Source organism: Paenibacillus sp. 2TAF8 (genome assembly GCF_052114825.1).
GTDB lineage: Bacteria > Bacillota > Bacilli > Paenibacillales > Paenibacillaceae > Paenibacillus.
On sequence record NZ_JBFRFN010000005.1, the window covers coordinates 113693 to 133757 of the forward strand.

The 20065-nt window shown below is 42.6% G+C and carries 10 protein-coding genes, 1 tRNA gene and 1 riboswitch; of the genes, 2 read left to right on the plus strand and 9 right to left on the minus strand.

Annotated features, from left to right (window positions below):
• Nucleotides 1–39: 39 nt before the first annotated feature.
• The 6 genes from AB4Z30_RS09410 to AB4Z30_RS09435 all read right to left on the minus strand — a co-directional run bounded on the left by AB4Z30_RS09410 (nucleotide 40) and on the right by AB4Z30_RS09435 (nucleotide 13952).
• Complete coding sequence (locus AB4Z30_RS09410) at nucleotides 40–708, minus strand: Type 1 glutamine amidotransferase-like domain-containing protein (protein ID WP_441925558.1); 669 nt, start codon at nucleotides 706–708, stop codon at nucleotides 40–42.
• Between the two features lie 106 nt (nucleotides 709–814).
• Nucleotides 815–1294, minus strand: a complete 480-nt coding sequence (locus AB4Z30_RS09415) for a GNAT family N-acetyltransferase (RefSeq protein ID WP_441925560.1) — start codon at nucleotides 1292–1294, stop codon at nucleotides 815–817.
• Between the two features lie 14 nt (nucleotides 1295–1308).
• The gene (locus AB4Z30_RS09420) at nucleotides 1309–1908 is read right to left on the minus strand and encodes a DJ-1/PfpI family protein (protein WP_441925562.1); all 600 of its coding nucleotides are present in this window, start codon (nucleotides 1906–1908) and stop codon (nucleotides 1309–1311) included.
• 48 nt (nucleotides 1909–1956) lie between these two features.
• Nucleotides 1957–2036, minus strand: a riboswitch (ZMP/ZTP riboswitch).
• Nucleotides 2037–2172: 136 nt separating this feature from the next.
• Nucleotides 2173–3195 carry a serine hydrolase domain-containing protein gene (locus tag AB4Z30_RS09425; protein WP_441925564.1) on the minus strand — a complete coding sequence of 341 codons (1023 nt, stop codon included), beginning with the start codon at nucleotides 3193–3195 and terminating at the stop codon, nucleotides 2173–2175.
• Between the two features lie 14 nt (nucleotides 3196–3209).
• The gene (locus tag AB4Z30_RS09430) at nucleotides 3210–5621 is read right to left on the minus strand and encodes an excinuclease ABC subunit UvrA (protein ID WP_441925566.1); all 2412 of its coding nucleotides are present in this window, start codon (nucleotides 5619–5621) and stop codon (nucleotides 3210–3212) included.
• A 279-nt stretch (nucleotides 5622–5900) separates the two neighbouring features.
• Complete coding sequence (locus AB4Z30_RS09435) at nucleotides 5901–13952, minus strand: immunoglobulin-like domain-containing protein (RefSeq protein WP_441925568.1); 8052 nt, start codon at nucleotides 13950–13952, stop codon at nucleotides 5901–5903.
• Between the two features lie 402 nt (nucleotides 13953–14354).
• Between AB4Z30_RS09435 and AB4Z30_RS09440 the strand changes: the two genes are divergently transcribed.
• Both AB4Z30_RS09440 and AB4Z30_RS09445 read left to right on the plus strand, forming a co-directional pair.
• Nucleotides 14355–17801 carry a sugar-binding protein gene (locus tag AB4Z30_RS09440; protein ID WP_441925570.1) on the plus strand — a complete coding sequence of 1149 codons (3447 nt, stop codon included), beginning with the start codon at nucleotides 14355–14357 and terminating at the stop codon, nucleotides 17799–17801.
• Nucleotides 17782–17997, plus strand: a complete 216-nt coding sequence (locus AB4Z30_RS09445; RefSeq protein WP_441925572.1) for an S-layer homology domain-containing protein — start codon at nucleotides 17782–17784, stop codon at nucleotides 17995–17997. Before AB4Z30_RS09440 ends, AB4Z30_RS09445 begins: the two co-directional genes overlap by 20 nt.
• A gap of 185 nt (nucleotides 17998–18182) precedes the next feature.
• Here the strand turns inward: AB4Z30_RS09445 and AB4Z30_RS09450 are convergent, their stop codons facing one another.
• The 3 genes from AB4Z30_RS09450 to AB4Z30_RS09460 form a co-directional block, all read right to left on the minus strand.
• Nucleotides 18183–18809 carry a type 1 glutamine amidotransferase family protein gene (locus AB4Z30_RS09450; RefSeq protein WP_441925574.1) on the minus strand — a complete coding sequence of 209 codons (627 nt, stop codon included), beginning with the start codon at nucleotides 18807–18809 and terminating at the stop codon, nucleotides 18183–18185.
• A gap of 107 nt (nucleotides 18810–18916) precedes the next feature.
• Entirely contained in the window at nucleotides 18917–19879 is a 963-nt protein-coding gene (locus tag AB4Z30_RS09455; protein WP_441925577.1) for a helix-turn-helix transcriptional regulator, read from the minus strand.
• Nucleotides 19880–19983: 104 nt separating this feature from the next.
• Nucleotides 19984–20056: transfer RNA gene (locus AB4Z30_RS09460), tRNA-Ala, on the minus strand.
• Nucleotides 20057–20065: the final 9 nt, after the last annotated feature.

A 20065-nucleotide genomic window follows, 5' to 3' on the forward strand; every position in this document is an offset into this window, starting at 1 on the left:
AAGTGTTCATTCTCTGCACCTGTTTACAAACCATTCCAATCAGAGTGTTTCAATCAATTTCTGAATCTTAGATTCAGAAATTAAATATACAGGGCCTAAGATATCAAACTTACCATCCTTTACACGAATAGCACTCTCCTGCTCTGCCGCATAAACATTCATCTGTTCAGATAGTGGAAACAGGTAACCTTTAACAAACGTGCTGTAGTCGCGTCTAGCATGAGATTCATAGGCAAAATGATTACAGCTCAGACCCTCATAAAACGTAGTTGTTTCATCCTTAGGGTTAGTGTCAGCCGAAGATATCCATTTTGCAGCCATATTTAATGCACCGGCACTTGCACCGATGATAATAGCATTACTGTTCTTAATCATATCGGATAGTTCAAATTCCGCCAAAAACTCATGCTGCTGAACAGGATATCCTCCACACATAAAAATGACAGACGCGTTCCGAATCAACTGATGAGCCTCTTCTTTCTGCATACGGTAATCAATGAAGTTATGTTCATCAAAAATCAGGTTAGCCTGAGTTAACCAGGTCCATTCCGTAATATCCTCAAAGTTCACTTGCTCTCCTTCATAATCAGACGGCTTAGCGCTAATCATCACAAGTGATTTTCTATCTGTGATGTCCTCATGTAACCGTTCGACCAGTTTCTCTGGAAAAAAATTATTAAACCAACTGAAATAATAGTGAGTACTCAAACTGTATTACCTCCATATGTATAAATTTATGAGCGTTTATTCTTTATCTAAACTTAGAAATAAGGATGAGAGCATACTTTAAACGCCTATAAATATCGTTTTCCGTTTAGCTCAGTGTTTTAACAAACGTAACTCTATGATAGTCCATTCTGAAAAAATCCATTTCGTAAGCGGTCAAATCAAACCCGATATTTTGATAAAATTTGATTGTATCTTCATTTCCTACATGGCCTAGTGTATAAAGAATTATTTTTTTCTCGTTCATTATTTCCATTTTATCCAAAATTGTATTGATCAAAGCCACACCAATACCCTGCCGCTGGGCCCCCTTCTTTACCACTACTCCCACGATCTCGTATAGACCCAACTCGTCAYTATATAAATAGCCTGCATGCCCAATGATTTCATCATTATCACCGATCGCAACGTAGTATCCTTCTGCCTCGTTTTCTTCCCTCGGAACTAAAAACGTTGACCAACGAGCAGGATATTGATCAATGATAAACGTAGGAAATTGTAGAGGATATTCACTCATTATTTTTTCTATGTTATTTTGGTCTTTATGTTCCAGCAGACGAATATGCACATGAATCCCCCGTTTCAAACTTTTGTCCAATCATATTCCATAAGATCTGCAGTTCTTCTAGCTCTATCTTCGCCTAATAATTTTTCTACAACATACAGCGCAGCATCCATACCAGCAGATATGCCAGCGGATAATACAATTTTACCATTGTCGACATAGCGAGCCTCTTCAATTATTTCAGTAGAAGCGGGTACAATATGCCTTAACTCATCCATAGCTGAGCGATTTGTTGTTACTTTTAATCCATCTAATAATTGGGCTTTTGCTAAAATCAAGGCTCCAGTACAGACAGACAAAATGACCTCCACATCATTGGATATCTCTCGAATCCAATTCGTAATCTTTTCATTATTCATTTCTTTTCTTGAACCCCAACCTCCAGGAATAACTAATATATCGGGATTAGGACAATCATCGATAATATACGCTGGATTGATGCTTAGCCCTCCCAATGTTTGGATTGGACCGTTATTTTCCGCGACAGTGAAAACATTGAAATCCTGCCCTCTGTTACTTCCTGAGATAAAGACTTCGTACGGTCCTGCAAAATCCAAAGGTTCAACCTGTTCAAAAATGAATACTGCTACATTTCTTGCTCGCCTTAACTGTTCCATTGTCTTCATCTCCCATTAAATAAATAAAAGTATCCGGTCTAAGACCAGATACTTTGCCCAGGCGTACGGCATATGAAATATGTGCTTCCTCGTGGTTCTCCACGTTTACGCCAGTTGCACATACCAAATATTTACTTCATTATAATCTGAGCATTTAGACGAATACAAGTATTTTCTAGACTAATCCTCTATCCATTGCCCTATTCAGGAATGCCTATCCTATAAGATTGTACAGATCATATAACAGCTTTACACAAAGGATAATTATCTTGTAACGGATGGAATAATGAAGTCACGAATGATTGATCTTGGATTCTTCCAATTTCGTGCAGCAACCTTTGCCGTGATAACAACGACTACATCCAGTTCAGGAACACAACAAATATATTGCCCTCCCGCACCTGCCGCAAAAAACACCTTATGACCTCTTTCTTCGCTTATCCACCAATGATACCCGTACGTTCCAATTGACTCCGACCCACCACTTTTTTCACAGGTTGAATCTTCAACCCAAGAAGAAGAAATGATCTGTTTATTATCCCAAACTCCGTTATTCAGATATAAATACCCGAGCTTCGCCATATCCCGTGATAATAACTTTAAGTCACACGCTCCATATGGAATTCCCTTGGGGTCAGTGAGCCAAGTTCTCTTTCGAATACCAAGAGGAGAAAAAAGGTGCTTGTCAGCAAAGTATTCAACTTCTTGATTCGTTACTTTAGCTACTATAGCAGATAATAAATGTGAATCCGGACTTTTATACTGAAAGCTCCCCTTTAAGGCAGGGTTAACAGGTAGTCTTAAGATGAAATCAACCCAGTCATTACTGCGAATCAACCGGTCTGTCATTCTTTCTACTAACCAACGATCGGTTTGCCAATAAAAACCTGAACACATTGTCAACAATTGCTCGATAGAAGTTTGTCCCACTAAAGAAGTTCGATCAGAAATGTGTTCAGTGAATATATCCCCTAATTTCTCATCAACACCAGATAAATATTTTTCATGAATTGCAATTCCAACTAATGTCGAAGTGAAGCTTTTGGTCACAGACCTCATATCCATTAAGTCTTTCTCATTAAATCCATTAAAGTACCGTTCATTGACAATAAAACCATCTCTAATTACAAGCAAACTGTTTACATTACTAAAGTTCTCGATAATGTAATTATTAGCTTTTGCAAGGATATCTTCATTCATTTCTTTCTCTTCTGGGGCGGAAGTCTGCCAATCATTCGTTGGCCAATAGCTTCGTTGTATTGATTTGTTTTCTTTAGAATCTTTCATGATCTCTCCCTAATTCATAATTTTAAATATTTCGAGATTATCGATTCCTTATTATTCATTAGATCCCAGGGTGAGCCTTGAGCAATTACATATCCCCCTTTATCTCCACCTCCGGGTCCAAGTTCAATAATCCAATCACAGAATGACAGGAACTCTGGATCATGTTCTATAACGATGACCGTGTTCCCTTTTTGAGTTAAATCTTCTACTAATAACATTAATTTAGAAATATCAGAATAACCTAGGCCAGTAGTTGGTTCGTCAAGAACATAGAGCATATTTGATTTTCGAATATGACCTAGTTCTTTCGCCAGTTTTACTCTCTGAGCTTCACCGCCACTTAGAGAAGGAGTTGGCTGTCCTAACTTCAAATAGCCCATTCCTACGCGCTCAAGAGTATGTAACATATGCACAATCGATCGATCATTTTTAAATATTTTTGCAGCATCCGTTATTGAAGAATTTAGAATATCGAATATATTGTTATCTTCATATTTCACTTCCAGAATTTCAGTTTTGTATCTTCTGCCATTGCATTCCGAACATTCGCGGGTAACCTCGCCTATTAATAGTACGATTCCCTCACCCTTACATTTTTCACATTGTCCATCAGAAGAATTAAATGAAAAGTGTCCGGGACTGTAACCTCTCTCCGCAGCCAAAGGCTGTGAAGCAAATACCAAACGTATTTTATCCCATATTCCAATATAGCTTGCAGGGATAGATGTTTTATGTCTTCCAATTGGGGACTGAGATACTGCAATACAACCTTTTAACTCCCCATATCCCTCTAGTTCACAGTTTATTAATTCGTCATGGCCTCCAGAGTCGTTTTCATCATCATTAATATCTGTCGACTTTTTAAAACGCTGTTTTAAAAGAGGAACCAATGTATCTGATATCAAGGAACTCTTTCCACTGCCAGACACTCCCGTAACACCTATTAGCAAACCTAAGGGGATATTAACCGTAAAATTTTTAAGATTATGAACACTTACATTTTTAAGAGTAAGTTTTGGCGTAATATCAGTAACTCTCCGATAGTGGTTCTCTTCTTTTCTTGGCAAATCATATTGCTTTGATAAATATTTCCCTGTAATCGATTGTGTTGCTTGTAACATATCTTCGACGGAGCCTTGAAAAACGACTCCCCCCCCTTTTTCACCAGCTTGTGGTCCAAGTTCCAACACATAATCCGCAGCCTTGATCACCATAGGGTCATGTTCTACTACAATAACGGTGTTCCCTGCTTGTTGTATTCCCCTTAATTTATGAATAATCAATTCCTTCTCAATTTCATGAAGACCTGAAGTTGGCTCATCGAAAATATAGGTTAACGAATCAAAGGCAGATTCGATGTGATACATAAGAAAAAGCCGCTGAATCTCCCCTCCGCTTAATGATGGTAAACTTCTATTTATCGATAGATGAGACAAGCCCAATTCAACAAGAAGATGAAGTCGTCTAATAATTAGGTTTATAATCGCTTTACCGTTCGCAGAAATCTGCCCTAATTGTATAGTATCGCTAAAAAAAGCTTTAAGCTCATAGATACTCATGTTCCCTAAATGACCGATATGCTTGGCATTTATAGTCACTCTGCGAGCTTCTTCTCCAATTCGGAAACCCATACAAGTTGGGCAAGTTACTCTTGAACAAAATTGAGTTTCTCCTACGCTTCGTGCTCGATCTGTAGAACTCATTCTTCTTTGTATACAAGGCAATAGACCTTCAAATACATCATGCATTCCATAATAAATGAATTGTTGTGTTTCATCAGAAAGACGACAAAATGGCAGTGTAAGGTCTATATTATTGATGTTTGCAAAGTTACTAAGTTGAGCCAGTAGTGACTTCCCAAAAAAACCTAAACCTCTGCATATTTCTAGTACATTTTTATTCTTATTTGGTACAATCTTATCTCTCATTAATTCGAAACTATATCCTCGACCTCGACAATCTAAACACATTCCGAGTCCTGTATTAAAAGAAAAATAGGGAGGAGTGAGTCTGCTTTCCTGAATCCCACACTTCTCACAATATAGATCGCAATCAAGTGTAGTATTGCATCTTGAGCATGTCATTTGCCCTTCAAGTGAGAAGAGCTGTCCCAATAATTGACTGATATATGTACGTGTTCCTACTACGCTACGCGGGTTCGATTGCCGAATAATTCTTTGCTCAACTGAAATCGTTGGTGACAGACCCTTAATCTCGTCAAAATGGTCTTCTTGATTGGTTTGTCCAAAAAAGCCGATCGATTGAAGGTAACGATTACGTCCTTCCTCATAGAGGATATCAAAAGCAAGTGTTGATTTCCCTGATCCACTGACTCCTGTCACTACAGTGAGTTTCCCTTTTGGAATGATTACGTTTATATTTTTCAGATTATGTTTTCGAGCATTCCTAACCTCTATAAATTTCATTTTTAATCCGCCCTAGTATAGAGTATTTTCATTCATTGTACTTCTCTTTTGATCAATAATACATTACAAAAAACACTCAATTCATAAATCTTTTTGTAACAGCACCTAATTTTTCTATAAATCTAATGCCATCAATAAGAAAAAGCGTCATACCCTCATACATTCAGACAGCAAAATAACAACCCGCTAAACACTTGGAAATCCTTGTGTTCAGCGAGTTGTTTATTGCGGAGCCTCTTATCAAATTCAATCCATAGCAACTTCCCTATACTAACACATCTACATCAGACTCCATAAATTATAGATCATCACGGCTGCTTCGTCACGGTTAGCCGTTTTCTTCGGCGCAAACTCATCATTACCTACACCCTTTATGATGCCTGCTCCCTGAATTGCTTCTACCGCTTGCTTCGCATAGTTTGCGATGCTTGCTTTATCCTTGAAGGCTGTAGCTTCACCACTTGCTAATGCTAGTTGTTTCACCTGGATTGCTTTGTATACCATAACGGCCATATCTTCTCGCGTAATGTTCTCACGTACACCGAAACTACCATCTGGTTTCCCGTTCACAATCCCCAGCTTCTGCGCGGTTGCGATATTTCCATGGTACCATTCTCCTTGCTTCACATCACTAAAGCTTGCCGCCTCGCTCTCATCCGATAACTCCAACATATTCATCAGCATGGTGATAAATTCTGCTCTTGTCACCTGACCTTTCGGATCAAACTCGCCATCGCCTACACCCTTTAAGATGCCTCTTGCTGCCAATGCCGAGATCGCATCTTTCGCCCAGCCTTGGGTCACATCCTGAAAGCTCGCTGCAACATAAGCTACCGTATACTTGTTTAGATCCTTTGGCTTAAACTCTACTTGACCTGTCGCTGCATTATATTTACCATTCGTCACGACTCTTAGCTCTCCGTTGTCCTTCACATCGTATACAATGACGCTGTTTGGATTTTCGGCAGCCTTAAGTGTGTATGGCAGTGCAATCACGAGATCTTCTCGGCCATCAAACTCCATAAGAATCTTACCATCAAGCGTTAACTTGATATCGTATACGATCTCATCGTTCAGTCGAGCTTGTGCACTAGCTGGCAGTTGATTAGCTCTTATTTTTTTAATGGACAATTCTAACGTTTTCCCTGCGCCTGTTCCTGTTCCAAGCCGTTCGGTAGCCAACGTTACGACTGCTGACCCTGTGTTTATCTCGATGTGACCTACCTTAGAAGTTGCACTTGTTAAGCGGGGATCTACCGCTAGCTCAACGGTTAGCTCGTTCAAGCTTTGATCTCTTTCAAGTTGTACCTGTAGCTTACTACCGGTCGTTTGATCAAGTGCACGCTTCACCGTATCTGGACTTAACTTCACGTTAGAAACACCGCTCTCATTAACAACTGGCTTAATGTTGATTTGACCATTGTCCATCACCACTGGCTCACTTCCACCTGTAGAAGCTGGTGGTACTGTAGGTGCAGGGACGTTACCGATATTCACCCCGCCACCGCCACCATCTCCATTACCACTGCTTGGTACTTGTGGTGTCACCGTTACTGTAGCGCTGGATGATAAACCACCATCTACTGTAGTTACTGTAATGCTTGCTGTTCCCGGTGCCACCGCTGTTACTCGACCTGTCGCATTTACAGTAGCTACAGCTGGATTACTTGAGCTCCAGCTTACTGCTTTATTCGTTGCATTTGCCGGTCTGATCGTAGCTGTCAATTGTCCTGATTGACCTTCTACGATGGACAATTTCGTTTTGTTCAAGCTAACTCCGTTAACGGGTACCTTCTTCCCACTGAGTGCATCATACTCACTTTGTGTAATCGGAATGACCGTTCCGTGACGCGGACTAGCTGGTAAGTTGTAGTTAGAAGATAATGTCCACTCGCCTGATGCAAGATTGGTTGTCTCGAATGGAATATAACCTCTTCCACCAAACTCATCCACGAATAAATACCATTTTTCATCTGTATTCGATTTGAAGATTGTTGGCCCCTCAACCCATTTCATGTTACCAACCCCTTGATTAATCATCTTGAAGGTTGGATCTAAGATCGAGTCACCCATCTCCTGGAAAATCATCTTGCCAAATGGAGCAGCAGCTCCGTTGTCTCGTTCATCCTTCGTAAAACGATACACTTTTCCATCGTGTTCCATCATTGTGGTGTCAATGATGGAATATCCATAATCCAAATATACTTTCGGTTCAGTAAACGTATAGAAATCTCTCGTCTTGCTATACATCATTTTTTGATAAGCGTTACCTGTATGGGAGGCATCGTTAAACATTCTTGATGCCCAAAATACGATATATTCACCTGTTGTCTTGTCGTACATAATTTCTGGTGCCCATGTATTACCAGCTTCTTTCGGTGCAACCTCCACCATGCGTTGATCTGTCCAGTTGACCAGATCATTCGATTCCCAGACCATAATGGAACGACTGCCCCATGTCTGTGCTTTGCCCCAGTCACCATTACCGTTAATTTTCAGATCGGTGGCAATCATGTAGAACTTGTCGCCTTCAGGCGAACGAATAATGAACGGATCACGTACGCCTTTCTCCCCTAAGGTCGATGTCAATACAGGTTTGCCCTCATTTAATTCTCGCCAGTTCAACGGATCATTGCCTTTACTTAATGCAAAGTAAATTTGCTCCCCTGTTGAAGTCCCTTCTCCAGTGAAATAGGTGAAGAAGTATCCTGCGTATTTTTCATCAGCGGGCATTTCCTTGACCTTGGCAATAAACTCCTTCGCAGTGGATGCTGAGTTTAATGTAATCGTAGCTGTAAGCTTCACGTCTAAATCTCCACTACCATAGGCCGGACGTTGCACTTCACCAGTCCCTGAAAGGATGTTTGGTTGAGCCGAAGCCCAAGTAATCGTTGATCCATATAATCCAGATGTCGGTAAGGAGAGATGACCTCTTACATCCTGAATGTTATGAACAACTAGTGCCGCTTTTGCTTCATCTACAGCATTGGCATCGCTCGGCAATGCTTTAACCATTAATGTAAAGGTTTTGTTTGTTGACTCTGTACCATCTGTAAATACCGCTGTTAACGCTACAACTTGATCGCCAGTTACGTTATTTGGTCTAGTTACGACACCTGTGGTTGAGATCAAATTGCTCTTATCCGTTGTCCAGCTTATTGTGGTGCCATATGCACCTGATGTTGGCAAGGTTATATTGCTTGTAATTGCATCTTTGGATGTATTTGAAGCAAGGAGATCTTGGATTGTTAATTTCTCTGTCGCAGCCGATACAAGCATGTCCTTCATTGAAGCAATTTTCTGATCCGCACGAGCCTTAAGCTTTGTAATATCTGCCGCAGTCATAGCACCATCATAGAATTGGAAGTCCGCAATCAACCCACCGAAGTATGGATCAGCTGTATAGAATGACTTACCGATGTATCCACTGCTACCTGAAGTATTTTTTATTTGTTCTAGCGTCATTCCATTCGTTGAGCCTGATGCAACAGCAACACCATCAATATAAATGGTTAGTGTACCATCCTTGCCTGAAACAACAGTCGTAACTAGTTTCCATTCATTATTCTTTAAGCCCGTGGTAGAAGTTGAAGACTCATTATTCCAGGCATTCGTCGCGATGCCTAAACGCGCTAGACCGTTAGCATTGTATCGTGGTGTGAAATACGTATAGTGCGTATTATTATTTGGCCTTCCTAATGCATACAACCACTCCGCAGCGTTTTTACCGCTCCAGTTCACAATCGATGAAACGGTGATATCCGTTAATCCATCGAGAACTCCTTGTGGCAGCACTACATAGGAGTCCGCCCTGCCCCCGTTAAAGCTCAGCACACCAGCATCTTCTGTACGAATCCATTCTGCTTTAGACGGATTCATCCATTTCCCGTTGAATTTTCCGGTTTGGTCCATAACCGTCGCAGTCGCACGATCGATATCCTTCATATCGTAGTGCAGAATAAGCTCAGCCGCAGATGGCTGCTCTACTGGAGGAGTAACGTCTTCATCCGCTAATGCTGCAATCTCTTGACCAGATAATGCACGATTATAAATACGGAAGTCATCCAATTTACCAGCAAACAAACGATCAGAATTATTTCTGGATTTACCAATGTAATTCATCGTTGTTTGCAGTAACATTCTCGGTTCAACATTAAATGTCGAGCTACGTTTAACCTCTTTCCCATTCACATAAAGCACTGCTTCAAATTCATCCATAGTAACGGCAACATGCTGCCAAGTCTTCGTTGGCAATAGTCCAGCATTTCGCAATGCATATTTATAATCTGATCCGAGTTTCGTGCTGTCATTGCTAAATTTCTCTGTAAAAGGGGTTACAACAGCGAACTCTAAACTACCTGAATCCCCTTGTGTACTCAAGTACATGGTGTTACGGTTAACCTGTCTACCTGTTTCGGAAGCAAAATCAAATATTCTTTGATTGGACTGATTTTTGTCCATTTGAACCCATGAAGAGAACGTGCCCTTCTCCAGATTCAAGGATTGAATCAGGTTATCTGGCAGCTTCACATAACCTGTTGACCCATTAAGCTCTAGCGAAGCACCCGTTCTTCCGATATGATCCTCTTCATTAATGGTTGCTCCACCTACTAGTGTTGCGTGATGGCCATTCCCCGAAATATCGTTCAACGTTGTACCATTCACAGTATTTGCATCAAATGAGTAATGTAAAACCGGGTCTGTTGATGGTGCTGGGCCTTGCAAAGCATACTTGTCTTGCAAAGCATTATACTCCGCTCGTGAGATTGGAATCACCGTTCCGTGCCTTGGTCCTGGCGGAAGTGCATATTGATCACTACTTAATACATTATTAATATATTGCGTGCTGCTATCCAGATCTGTTGTATATCGTACATGATAGGGCCATGAATCAAGGAATAGATACCACTTGTCTTGATGAATATCTTTAAATATCGTTTGTCCTTCGTTGTTTCCATTTTTCCCGATCAAGCCAAGTTTGTTATCACGTGTACCCGGAACAGCTTCATATTGAAAACCATTTGCTGCAATACCGTCCTTGTCATAGTAGAAATCTGGTGCTTTCTCCACATACACTTTCGTATTCACTTCTGACTTGGTGAACCGATACAACATATCGTTATGCTCAATAAACGTCGTATCAATGGTTGGCAGTGACTCATCAATTATAACCTTTGGTTCAGAAAAGTTGTAGAAATCTCGGGTTGTTGCATAGTACATCACATTGTACTGACCTGCCGGTCTCCCGTTAAAATCACCGTATGTCTCTGTATTTTTCATCGATGAAGCCCAAAATACGATATACTCTCCAGTTACCGGATCATATATCGCTTCTGGCGCCCACGTATTTCCTGCTGTCTTGGGAGCAACCTTGACCATTCGTTGCTCGCTCCAGTTAACGAGATCCTCTGACTCCCAGATCATCATGTAATGACTACCTATAATTTGAGCCTGGTCGAAATTCGTACTTTCACCCATTTTTAAATCGGTCGCCAGCATATAGAATTTATCACCTTCTGCTGAACGAATAATGAATGGATCGCGAAGTCCCTTTTCACCCATAGTCGATTGAAGAATCGACTTCCCATTATTGAGCGCTTTCCAGTACAATGGATCTTCGGCTGTAGCGAAGGAGATTTCTTCTCCGCCCTCATATTCACCTGTAAAGTACGCAAAGAAGTACGCATCGAGCTGTACTGACGCAGCAGCTTTTTTAACGGTAAGGTCAAACGTACGCTCTTTAGACGCTGATCCATTCGTAATTGTAGCTGTTAGCCTAACGGGTATATCCGTAGCTTGACGGCTTACCCAACCTAACTGTGTAGCATTACCGGCCGCTTCGGCTGTTCCTTTAACAACAGTCGATCTGCTAGACGTCCACGTAATGGTGGAGCCTTGTTCACCCTTAGTCACAAAACGCAAATTTCCTTTAACGTTGTCTGCATTGTAGATCTCTAATTGTTCAGCATCCAGATCAACCTTTTGCTGGTCATCAAATTGCTTCAAGATCGTAACAGGGAATACAGCCGATGTAGATACGCCTTGATACGTTAATGTAGCCGTTAGCTCTGCTTGAACATCGCTTGACTGAGCATTTGGACGTTGTACAGCGCCACTGTTAGAAATAACTGTAGGCTGACTGGAACTCCAGGTGATACTCACCCCGTTTTTACCACTTGTCGGTAAAGTAACGTTTTTCGTTATCTTATCCGCACTCTGATCTGCTTCGTTCAAGTAACGATCGATGCTAAGTTGATTCGCTGCATCATCAACAGTAAGCTGACGTATTTGAGAGATATGAGTTACTGCTTCTTGTTGATATAATTCCCCCATTTCTTGCTCCGTCAAAGCGCGCTTATATACTCGAAAATCAGCCACGCTCCCTTGAAGATATGGATCGTTCGCGAAGATGGACTTTCCGATAAAACCAGAGAACGTAGAATCCGGATTAATGATGTCTGACAGTTTTAGTCCCTTCGCATTACCTGAAGCAGCCTTTACGCCATCCACGAATAATGTGATCGTGTTGCTGGCTTCAGAAAAGGACACCGTTACATGCTTCCACTGTCCACCGATCAGATTGGAGTTTGCGTTGCCTGTGACTAACGCTTCGTTCGGCCAGCCATTTTTGGAGATTCCTGTAGCAATCATATTGCCTGATCCGCTACCGTGACGTGGGGTTACAAAAAAATATTTGTTCGTTTCTGGTGTCAACACTGTACCCAGACCGAAAATCCAACGATTAGTACCATCATTCGTCCAGTTCACGATGGAAGATACGGTAATCTCATTCAGACCTTGTAATAGATCCAGTCCATTGGAGCCCTTAGGAATCTCAACATAACCACTATTCGATGTAGAACTTCCACCATTGAAGGATATAAAACCAACCTCACTGTTCGAAATGAATTGTCCATGGTTTGGGTTTCTTAATATTCCATCAAATGTAATTTTCTTATTGGCGACATCCTTCAGTACGAGGTGACCATCTACCTCTGCAGTGGTTTTCATGTTGTAATGAAGAATTAGATCATCATGTTGTGACTTTTCATGAACGCTAATCGTTGAGACAGCTACATAATTTCCATCCTCCGTTTGGACCGTAATGGTGGCTGTACCTTCACTAGCCGCTATAAGGTTACCCGCAGCATCGACATTCGCTACACTGGAATCACTTGATGTCCAGTTAACTCTTTTATTGGTTGCATTCGCAGGTGAAATTGTAGCCACTAATGTCTCGCTGTCCCCCACTGATAAACGAAGTGTAGGTTCATTGAGCGAAACACCCTTAACGGCAATCTTCTCAATAGAGTCATCCTTAGGTAGCAAGGTCACGATAAACTCCTTCGTTGCTTGGTTCCCACCTAAAGAAATCGTTGCTGTTAACGTCACTTGTTGCTGCGTTTCTCGTAAAAACACTTCCCCCGTTGCACTAATTGCACTTTCGTCACTGGAAGTCCATGATATCGATGCGCCATACTTATCGGCAGAAGGAAGCTCAAGAGATTCGGTAACGGCAGATAGTTCACCTAACGTCAGCTCTTTTTTGCTTAGTTGTACTTGCTTTTCATCGAGCGATTGTTGATATAGTTCAGCGATATTATCACTACTTAGTGCCTCTCCGTAAATTCTTAAATCTTGAAAGCTACCTGCAAAAGTAGCATCCCCTAAATAGTTGGAGCGACCGATATAAGCTTGCAAATCCGTACCAAAGCTAGCTATTGTTTTCTCTTTGGCGACTGTGCCTATACTTACTCCGTTAATGTAACCTGTAATGGAGCCTTCTGTGATGACCGTTGTATAGTGAACCCATTGACCTTCATACTGTGACGTAGAAGTGCCTGATACGCCTACCTCCGTCGTCCAAGGCTGATCAACATTATTGCCATCTGTAAGTACGGACTTAAAATCACCACTTGGATTAGATGGATTAAACAGCCAGTAATTCGTTGGCAATTGATTTTCAGCTGCTGGTGTACCATAGAATAAGGCGGCGTAGTTTCCGCGTCCGTTGTTACTCTTGATCCATACAGAGATTGTTGTGTTCTCTTGACGATCAAACAAACCTGTAGGAAGTTGTACGTAGTTCGTAGTACTATCGGTTCCTCCAGGCAGTGTAAGACCATCGGCATACGTAATGTTGCCTACTGCCGTTCCATGCTTACCGTTACCTGACGTATCCAGTACATCCTCAAGCAATGGATAATGCGCCAATATCGTTGGTGTTATTGGGTCAGCTGAAGCTTGATTGTTAAATGGCATACCCAAACTAAAACAGCTACTGAAGGTCAAAAGTAAAACCAAAGTTATGTTTGCCATTCGCTTTCGCATAGCATTCTTCCCCTCATTTAATATTCAGAAGCATACAAACCATAGCTTATCTTTAAAACAAGACCCGCCTCGCTAAAGGAGCTAGATATTCCTCCTCAAAATGAATACGCTTACATTTCTTCTCATATTACGTCTCTGACGATTTGAATTCAATGTACTATCATGTTAATAATGTGGATTTTTTTATTGCAATTTGAAATTTGATGTGGACTGAAGCGTTGTCCCTATACTTCGAAGTAATCATTTTTATTCCAAAATATACTCTACATTGAAATTAAAGGATTTGAACCCGGATAAACATAATATATATAGTTGGGCGCTTGCCAACTTGATAGCGCTTCCAAATACGGATGCAAGTAAACCATGAGCGTACCAGATCGAAAAATAAGGAGGATTTCATTGATGCCAAAACGATTTAGAAAAATGCTCGCGTTCCTTTGTTGCTTGGTCATGGTGGCCTCGCTAATGCCTACGAGCTACGCTGCCGACAATGACAACATCGAGAGTTCAGCAGAAGCGAATGAAACAAAGGCCGCCATTTTTGGAACTCCCGAACTCGGGTCAAACGACCCCCTCTGGGGCCAAACTATGGAACATCACATCAACAAAAGTACTGTGCCTACTGACCCAAGACCCCATGCGACGGGCACAGCCAGAATCCTTTGGGATCATGACTTCCTATATGCCCGCGTAGTTGTGAACGACAGTAATCTATATCAGGGAGCTGGGGGTGATCATCGTTACGACAGCCTGGAGTTTTATGTTGGTACTGGAACAGGTGGCTCGAACCAGTGGCGTGTCAGCGCGACGGGTGTGTTTTCAGGGCAGGCCGCTCCAGGCAGAGCTGCATGGACCCAGACCACGGAAACAGGATACATCGTGGAGATGAGAATACCCAAAAGAGATTTGATCTTACAGGAGGGAAATTTTACCTTCGAGGTCTATATCAATAACTCGACAGAAAACGGCGGTGACCGCTATGAAGTCGTTTCCTCTTTTGGAGTTCCGGACGCAGCTTATACCAGCTCTGATTCATTTACAGACAGCCTGCAGCTCATCCCGGCCAATGAAGTGGACACTAGATTAACAATTACCGCCACTGCCGGACCTGGCGGCTCGATCATGTCGAACCCACCTGGCGATGTCCTAAGAGTAGAACGAGGTTCTAATAAAGAAATTACGTTTAGCCCCGATTCCGGTAAAGTTGTGGATACAGTAACGGTAGACGATGAGACCGTGACTCTATCTGCTGGCACTTATACCTTTTCGAATATTGAGGCTAACCATACCATTCATGTGACATTCAAAAATGATCCAGACGCGGGCATACTTCCCTTTATCGTATGGAATGACAACTTCGCCAGTGGCGAGTACACAACGGCTGTTATCATAGATTTAGGCGAAGGGAAGGCGGCGTTAGGCTCCGCGCTTAATCCGGACTTGTTTGCCTTATCGGCTAGGAATACGACCCTGAACGGTGAAGCGGTTACTTTTGAAGGACCACGCAAGATCACAAGGGTATACGCTAATGATGAACCTAAGGTACGAGGCTATGTGGGGTCGGTAAGCAATTCGCCAGATTATCAGGACGGACTGGCGAGCGGCCGCTACATCGTCGTTGAGTCTGAGTTTTATTCACAAAGCGGCGGCAATACAACACTAGATGGCAGTAGTAACTCGACAAAACAGGTTTACACCCTCATCACAAAGGGTGAGATCGTACTGACAGAAGGGAATCCGCTTCAAAACGTAGTTTTTGAACAGGAAAAAGTTGTGAATCCCATCCTTGATAAGTTCACAACATTCGCGGATAACTCGGTCAATCGCTCGCTCTACCTTCACAAGGATGAAGATGGTAACGTGATGAAAGGATTACCGCTGTATGTGTATACCCATGGCATGTCACGCGGCGGAACAAACGCAGCGGCAGACCAAAAAGCAGCCATGAAATCCGCCAACGGTTCCGTCGCTCTGATGAAAAAAATGGCACAGAATCCTGAAAAATACGCCAGCCACATCCTGAATATTTCCTATAATGGCGTATCTGTTCCCTCAACAGAGAACGTTAAGCAGGTCATAGATTCCCTGATTGCCAGCGGTGATGTAAATCCTAACCGTGTTTACGCAGCAGGCTTCTCCTGGGGCGGCCAATATACGAACAACTTAGTTAACAGCTATCCCGGCTTCTTCGCTGCCGCCGCACCTATGGCTCCAGTAAGCGGTTCACCGAACGCCAAGGCCAATGATGCTCACAACACTTTGGCGTATTGGATGTTTTTAAATGCTCATAACGTTGGAAGCTACCAGACTAACCTCAATAACTACATCAATACGAATATGCCACAGATGATTAACGCTAGAGCTTCCCGCTTTGAAAGTAATGAAGTACTTACATGGCCCTACAATCAATTTGATCAGCCGAATCTGAGGCCGAATCCTGCCAACACACCTGTTCTAGCTGATTATATAGCGCATGAAGTTGAAGCGGCGGTTCTCTACAATCAAATAACTATGGGAACTTGGAGTATAGCTCCCACGGCGCAGTCCTCTAATTTGCCGGCTTGGAACAATGACTACACCGATGTCTTTGATTGGATGTTCGCACAGAGAAAACCGGCCGCGCCCGGTGCACCGAGCGGATTCAAGGCGACAGCAGGTGACGGACGGGTCACTTTAAGCTGGTCTGTTCCTGCGGACGACGGTGGCAGTGCGATATTAGGCTACAAGGTATGGTATGGCAACGTACCGCCAGTCACATTGGATGCGGCGGAAACTAAATATACTTTCAATAACCTGACAAACGGCCAAAGCTACAGCTTCAAGATCGTTGCGGTGAACGCGAAGGGAGACGGCGCGGAGATCAGTGTGACGGCGATGCCAACGGCGACGAAAGCTCCTACCGCGCCTGATTCTGGTGGCCCTACGGGCAATACTGGCAGTACGGGCAACACCGGTAATACAAGCAACATTGGTAGTACACGCAACACCGACAGCACGGGCACCGGGACAGTCACTGGAATGTCAAAGTCGACCTACACCGTGACTACACCGAAGGATAAACCCGCTGTCACGGACAAAAATGGAATCACTACCCTGCCCGGTGGCGGCAAGATTGTAACCAAGGGCGGGATGGAGATTAAAGTACCTGAAGGCACATCGATAGACGCAAACGGTAAGGTGACCATTCCGGGGGACAAGAGCGCCCAATTGACACTACTCAGCAGTAAAAGCACAGTGACCATTCCAGGCGGTTCGATGATTGCGAGCGACGGCACGATCACAATAGGCGGCAAAGGAGCGCATGTGAACCTGCCAAACGGTAATCAAATTCTTATCCATGACGGATCGAAGATACAGAGTGACGGCATGGTTGTAACAGGACCGCAAGGAGCAAAAGTCGATTTAAACAACGGAATGTCACTTAACATTCGTGCCGCTACGGAGTTTGCATTCAATGATGCTAACTCACTCGGCTTCCTTGTGCGATCAAGCAATCCTTTTAAGGATACCACCATGGACAACTGGTTCTACGGTTACGTTAATTCCATTTACACGTACGATCTTTTCAACGGCACAACGTCTACGACATTCGAACCCGGTAACGCTATGACGCGCGCAATGTTCGTGCAGGTACTGGCCAATCTGGAGAACGTAGATCACGCCGACTATACGAGTTCCCGCTATAGGGATGTGACGGACGGACAGTGGTACACGGCGGCAGTCGAGTGGGCGGCAGAAAAAGGTTTAGTTAACGGTTTAAACCCAGACCAGTTTGCCCCCCCATTCTCCGATGACACGCGAGCAGATGTTAGTGATCCTTTACAACTACATGGAGTACAAGGGCTATGAAATACCTGAAAGCCAATCTAAACCATTCGCAGACGAGAGTGAGATCAGCTCATGGGCGTTCGAGGCCGTCAAGGCACTGCGGGGCACCGGTATTGTATTAGGCAAGCAAGATAATTTATTTGCTCCTACATCCACCGCTACCCGCGCCGAAGTAGCCACGATCTTTGTAAGGTTCATTGAATCATCTGCTAAGTGAAAGCGTGTACAGAATTTTGCGGCCCCTTGAGGCTAAAAATACAACCAAAAGTATACTCCTTGTAAAGGAGCATTTTAGAGAACGTCTTTTTCTTTGACTTCCGATAAGAAGACAGACTAATGAAGTAATCCATCAAAAAAACGCCATCACTTAAATGTGATGGCATTCTTCTTTGAATGGAGCTGTCATTGAATTGAATTCATTAACGCGTAAAAATATTGAGTTTCATGCGTTTTATTAAGATGATACCATGCGTCTAAGGTTTCTGGAGAAAACACATCTAGCTCTCTTAAAACATGAACAGAAAATTCAAGTGGAGCTACTCCAGAAGCCGTGATCAGTTTTTCATCGGTAACAGCAGATTCCGATTTGTAGTATTCTTCGCCTGTGTAAGACGGACAAATCATTTTAAGGTAAGCCAGATCATTGCTTGTATGCGGGCGGGAATCTAACAACCCTGCTTGAGCAAGTCCTATGGTAGCACCGCAAATGGCTCCAACTACAATCCCCTCCTGTAGGCACCTCTCCGCAATTTTTAAAATGGGCTTATGTATAGCCTCCGTCCAGGTATTCCCACCAGGTAAGATGAGTGCATCTATGCTTTTAATGTTGCACTCATCTACTTTAATATCAGGTGTTATTTTCAATCCACCCATTGTAGTTACTGGAGTCTTTTCGATCCCAACAGTAACGATTCGTGCTGGAGATAACCCCTTTCTAAAGTATCTTCCTGAGTTCAACTCGGCTGTTAAATAACCTATTTCCCAATCGGACATGCTGTCAAAAACATAAAGATATACTGTGTTTTTCATTTTTAAATTTCTCCCTTTTCTTATCTATCAAGGACTATAATCCATCGATAATCACTGACTATCTCATTATAAAATAGCTTCACTGACATCCGCTGTCAGTGAAGCTATTATTGTTGATAATATTCCATTAACTTTGTTGCAACAGCAACAAGTCTGTCTTTCACACGCTGGGGTTCGATGATTCGAATGGATTTACCATAGGATAGGAGAAAATAAGGGACAGAATGATGAATGGATTTTTCCTCAAATAAAAAGATGGCTTGATTAGCTGTTCGCTCTTGCAGATGATGACCGAAAAACCAATGCATGCTTAATTCGTCTAACGCTTCTGGCCTGCCTTCGATCCTTAAAGAAATTAACCCTTCCTTCCCCACAAGATCAGGTAACAGGTTTCTCATAAAAAAATCACGGCTAGAAAAAGCTTTAGGACGCTTAAATTTGAGTTGAGTACACTTGATAAGTAAAATCCGATCTACCCGAAAACTCCGTATTTCATTTCTTAGGTGGCAAAATGCAACTGTATACCATCTATTGTTCCAGTAAACTATTCCATAAGGATTTATCATCCTGTTCTTTGGCTTCTCCTCATGGTTTGTACGGTAATCCATCTCTACAGTGATTTCATTTTCTACAGCATGCTCCAATTCCGCTAGTATGAGCTGACTCGAAGGGCTGACCATGCGATTTATCACTTCAAATCCAGATAATTGATGGTTTAGTGTGCTCTCCTGTTGCTCATTCGAATACATTTTCAACTTGGCTGTCGCATTCTCTAATGTCTCAGTCAACGGGTATCCTGCTTCTTTTGCAAAAACAGCAGCATGAAGGAGTGCCTTCTTTTCTTCCGTATCAAATAGCAGAGGCGCTCTGATAAAATTATGCAACAGGCTATAGCCACCATGATGGCCTGGGTCAGATATGATAGGCACGCCACTAGAACATAATGCATCAATGTATCGATAAACGGTTCTTATATTGACTTCTAACTTTTCGGATATTTGTTGTGCAGTACATTTCTCTCCCGAATTCAACATCCATAGAATGGCTAACATATTATCATTTTTTGACATATAACATCCCTCCTCCAGCTCACCTTATCTGGAATTCTACCGTGTGATTGATTTTCACCAAAACAAAAGAACGGCATCTCTGCCGTTCTTTTGTCAAACTCTTATGGAGCCTAGGGGGATCGAACCCCTGACCTCATCGCTGCCAGCGATGCGCTCTCCCAGCTGAGCTAAGGCCCCAGGATATGT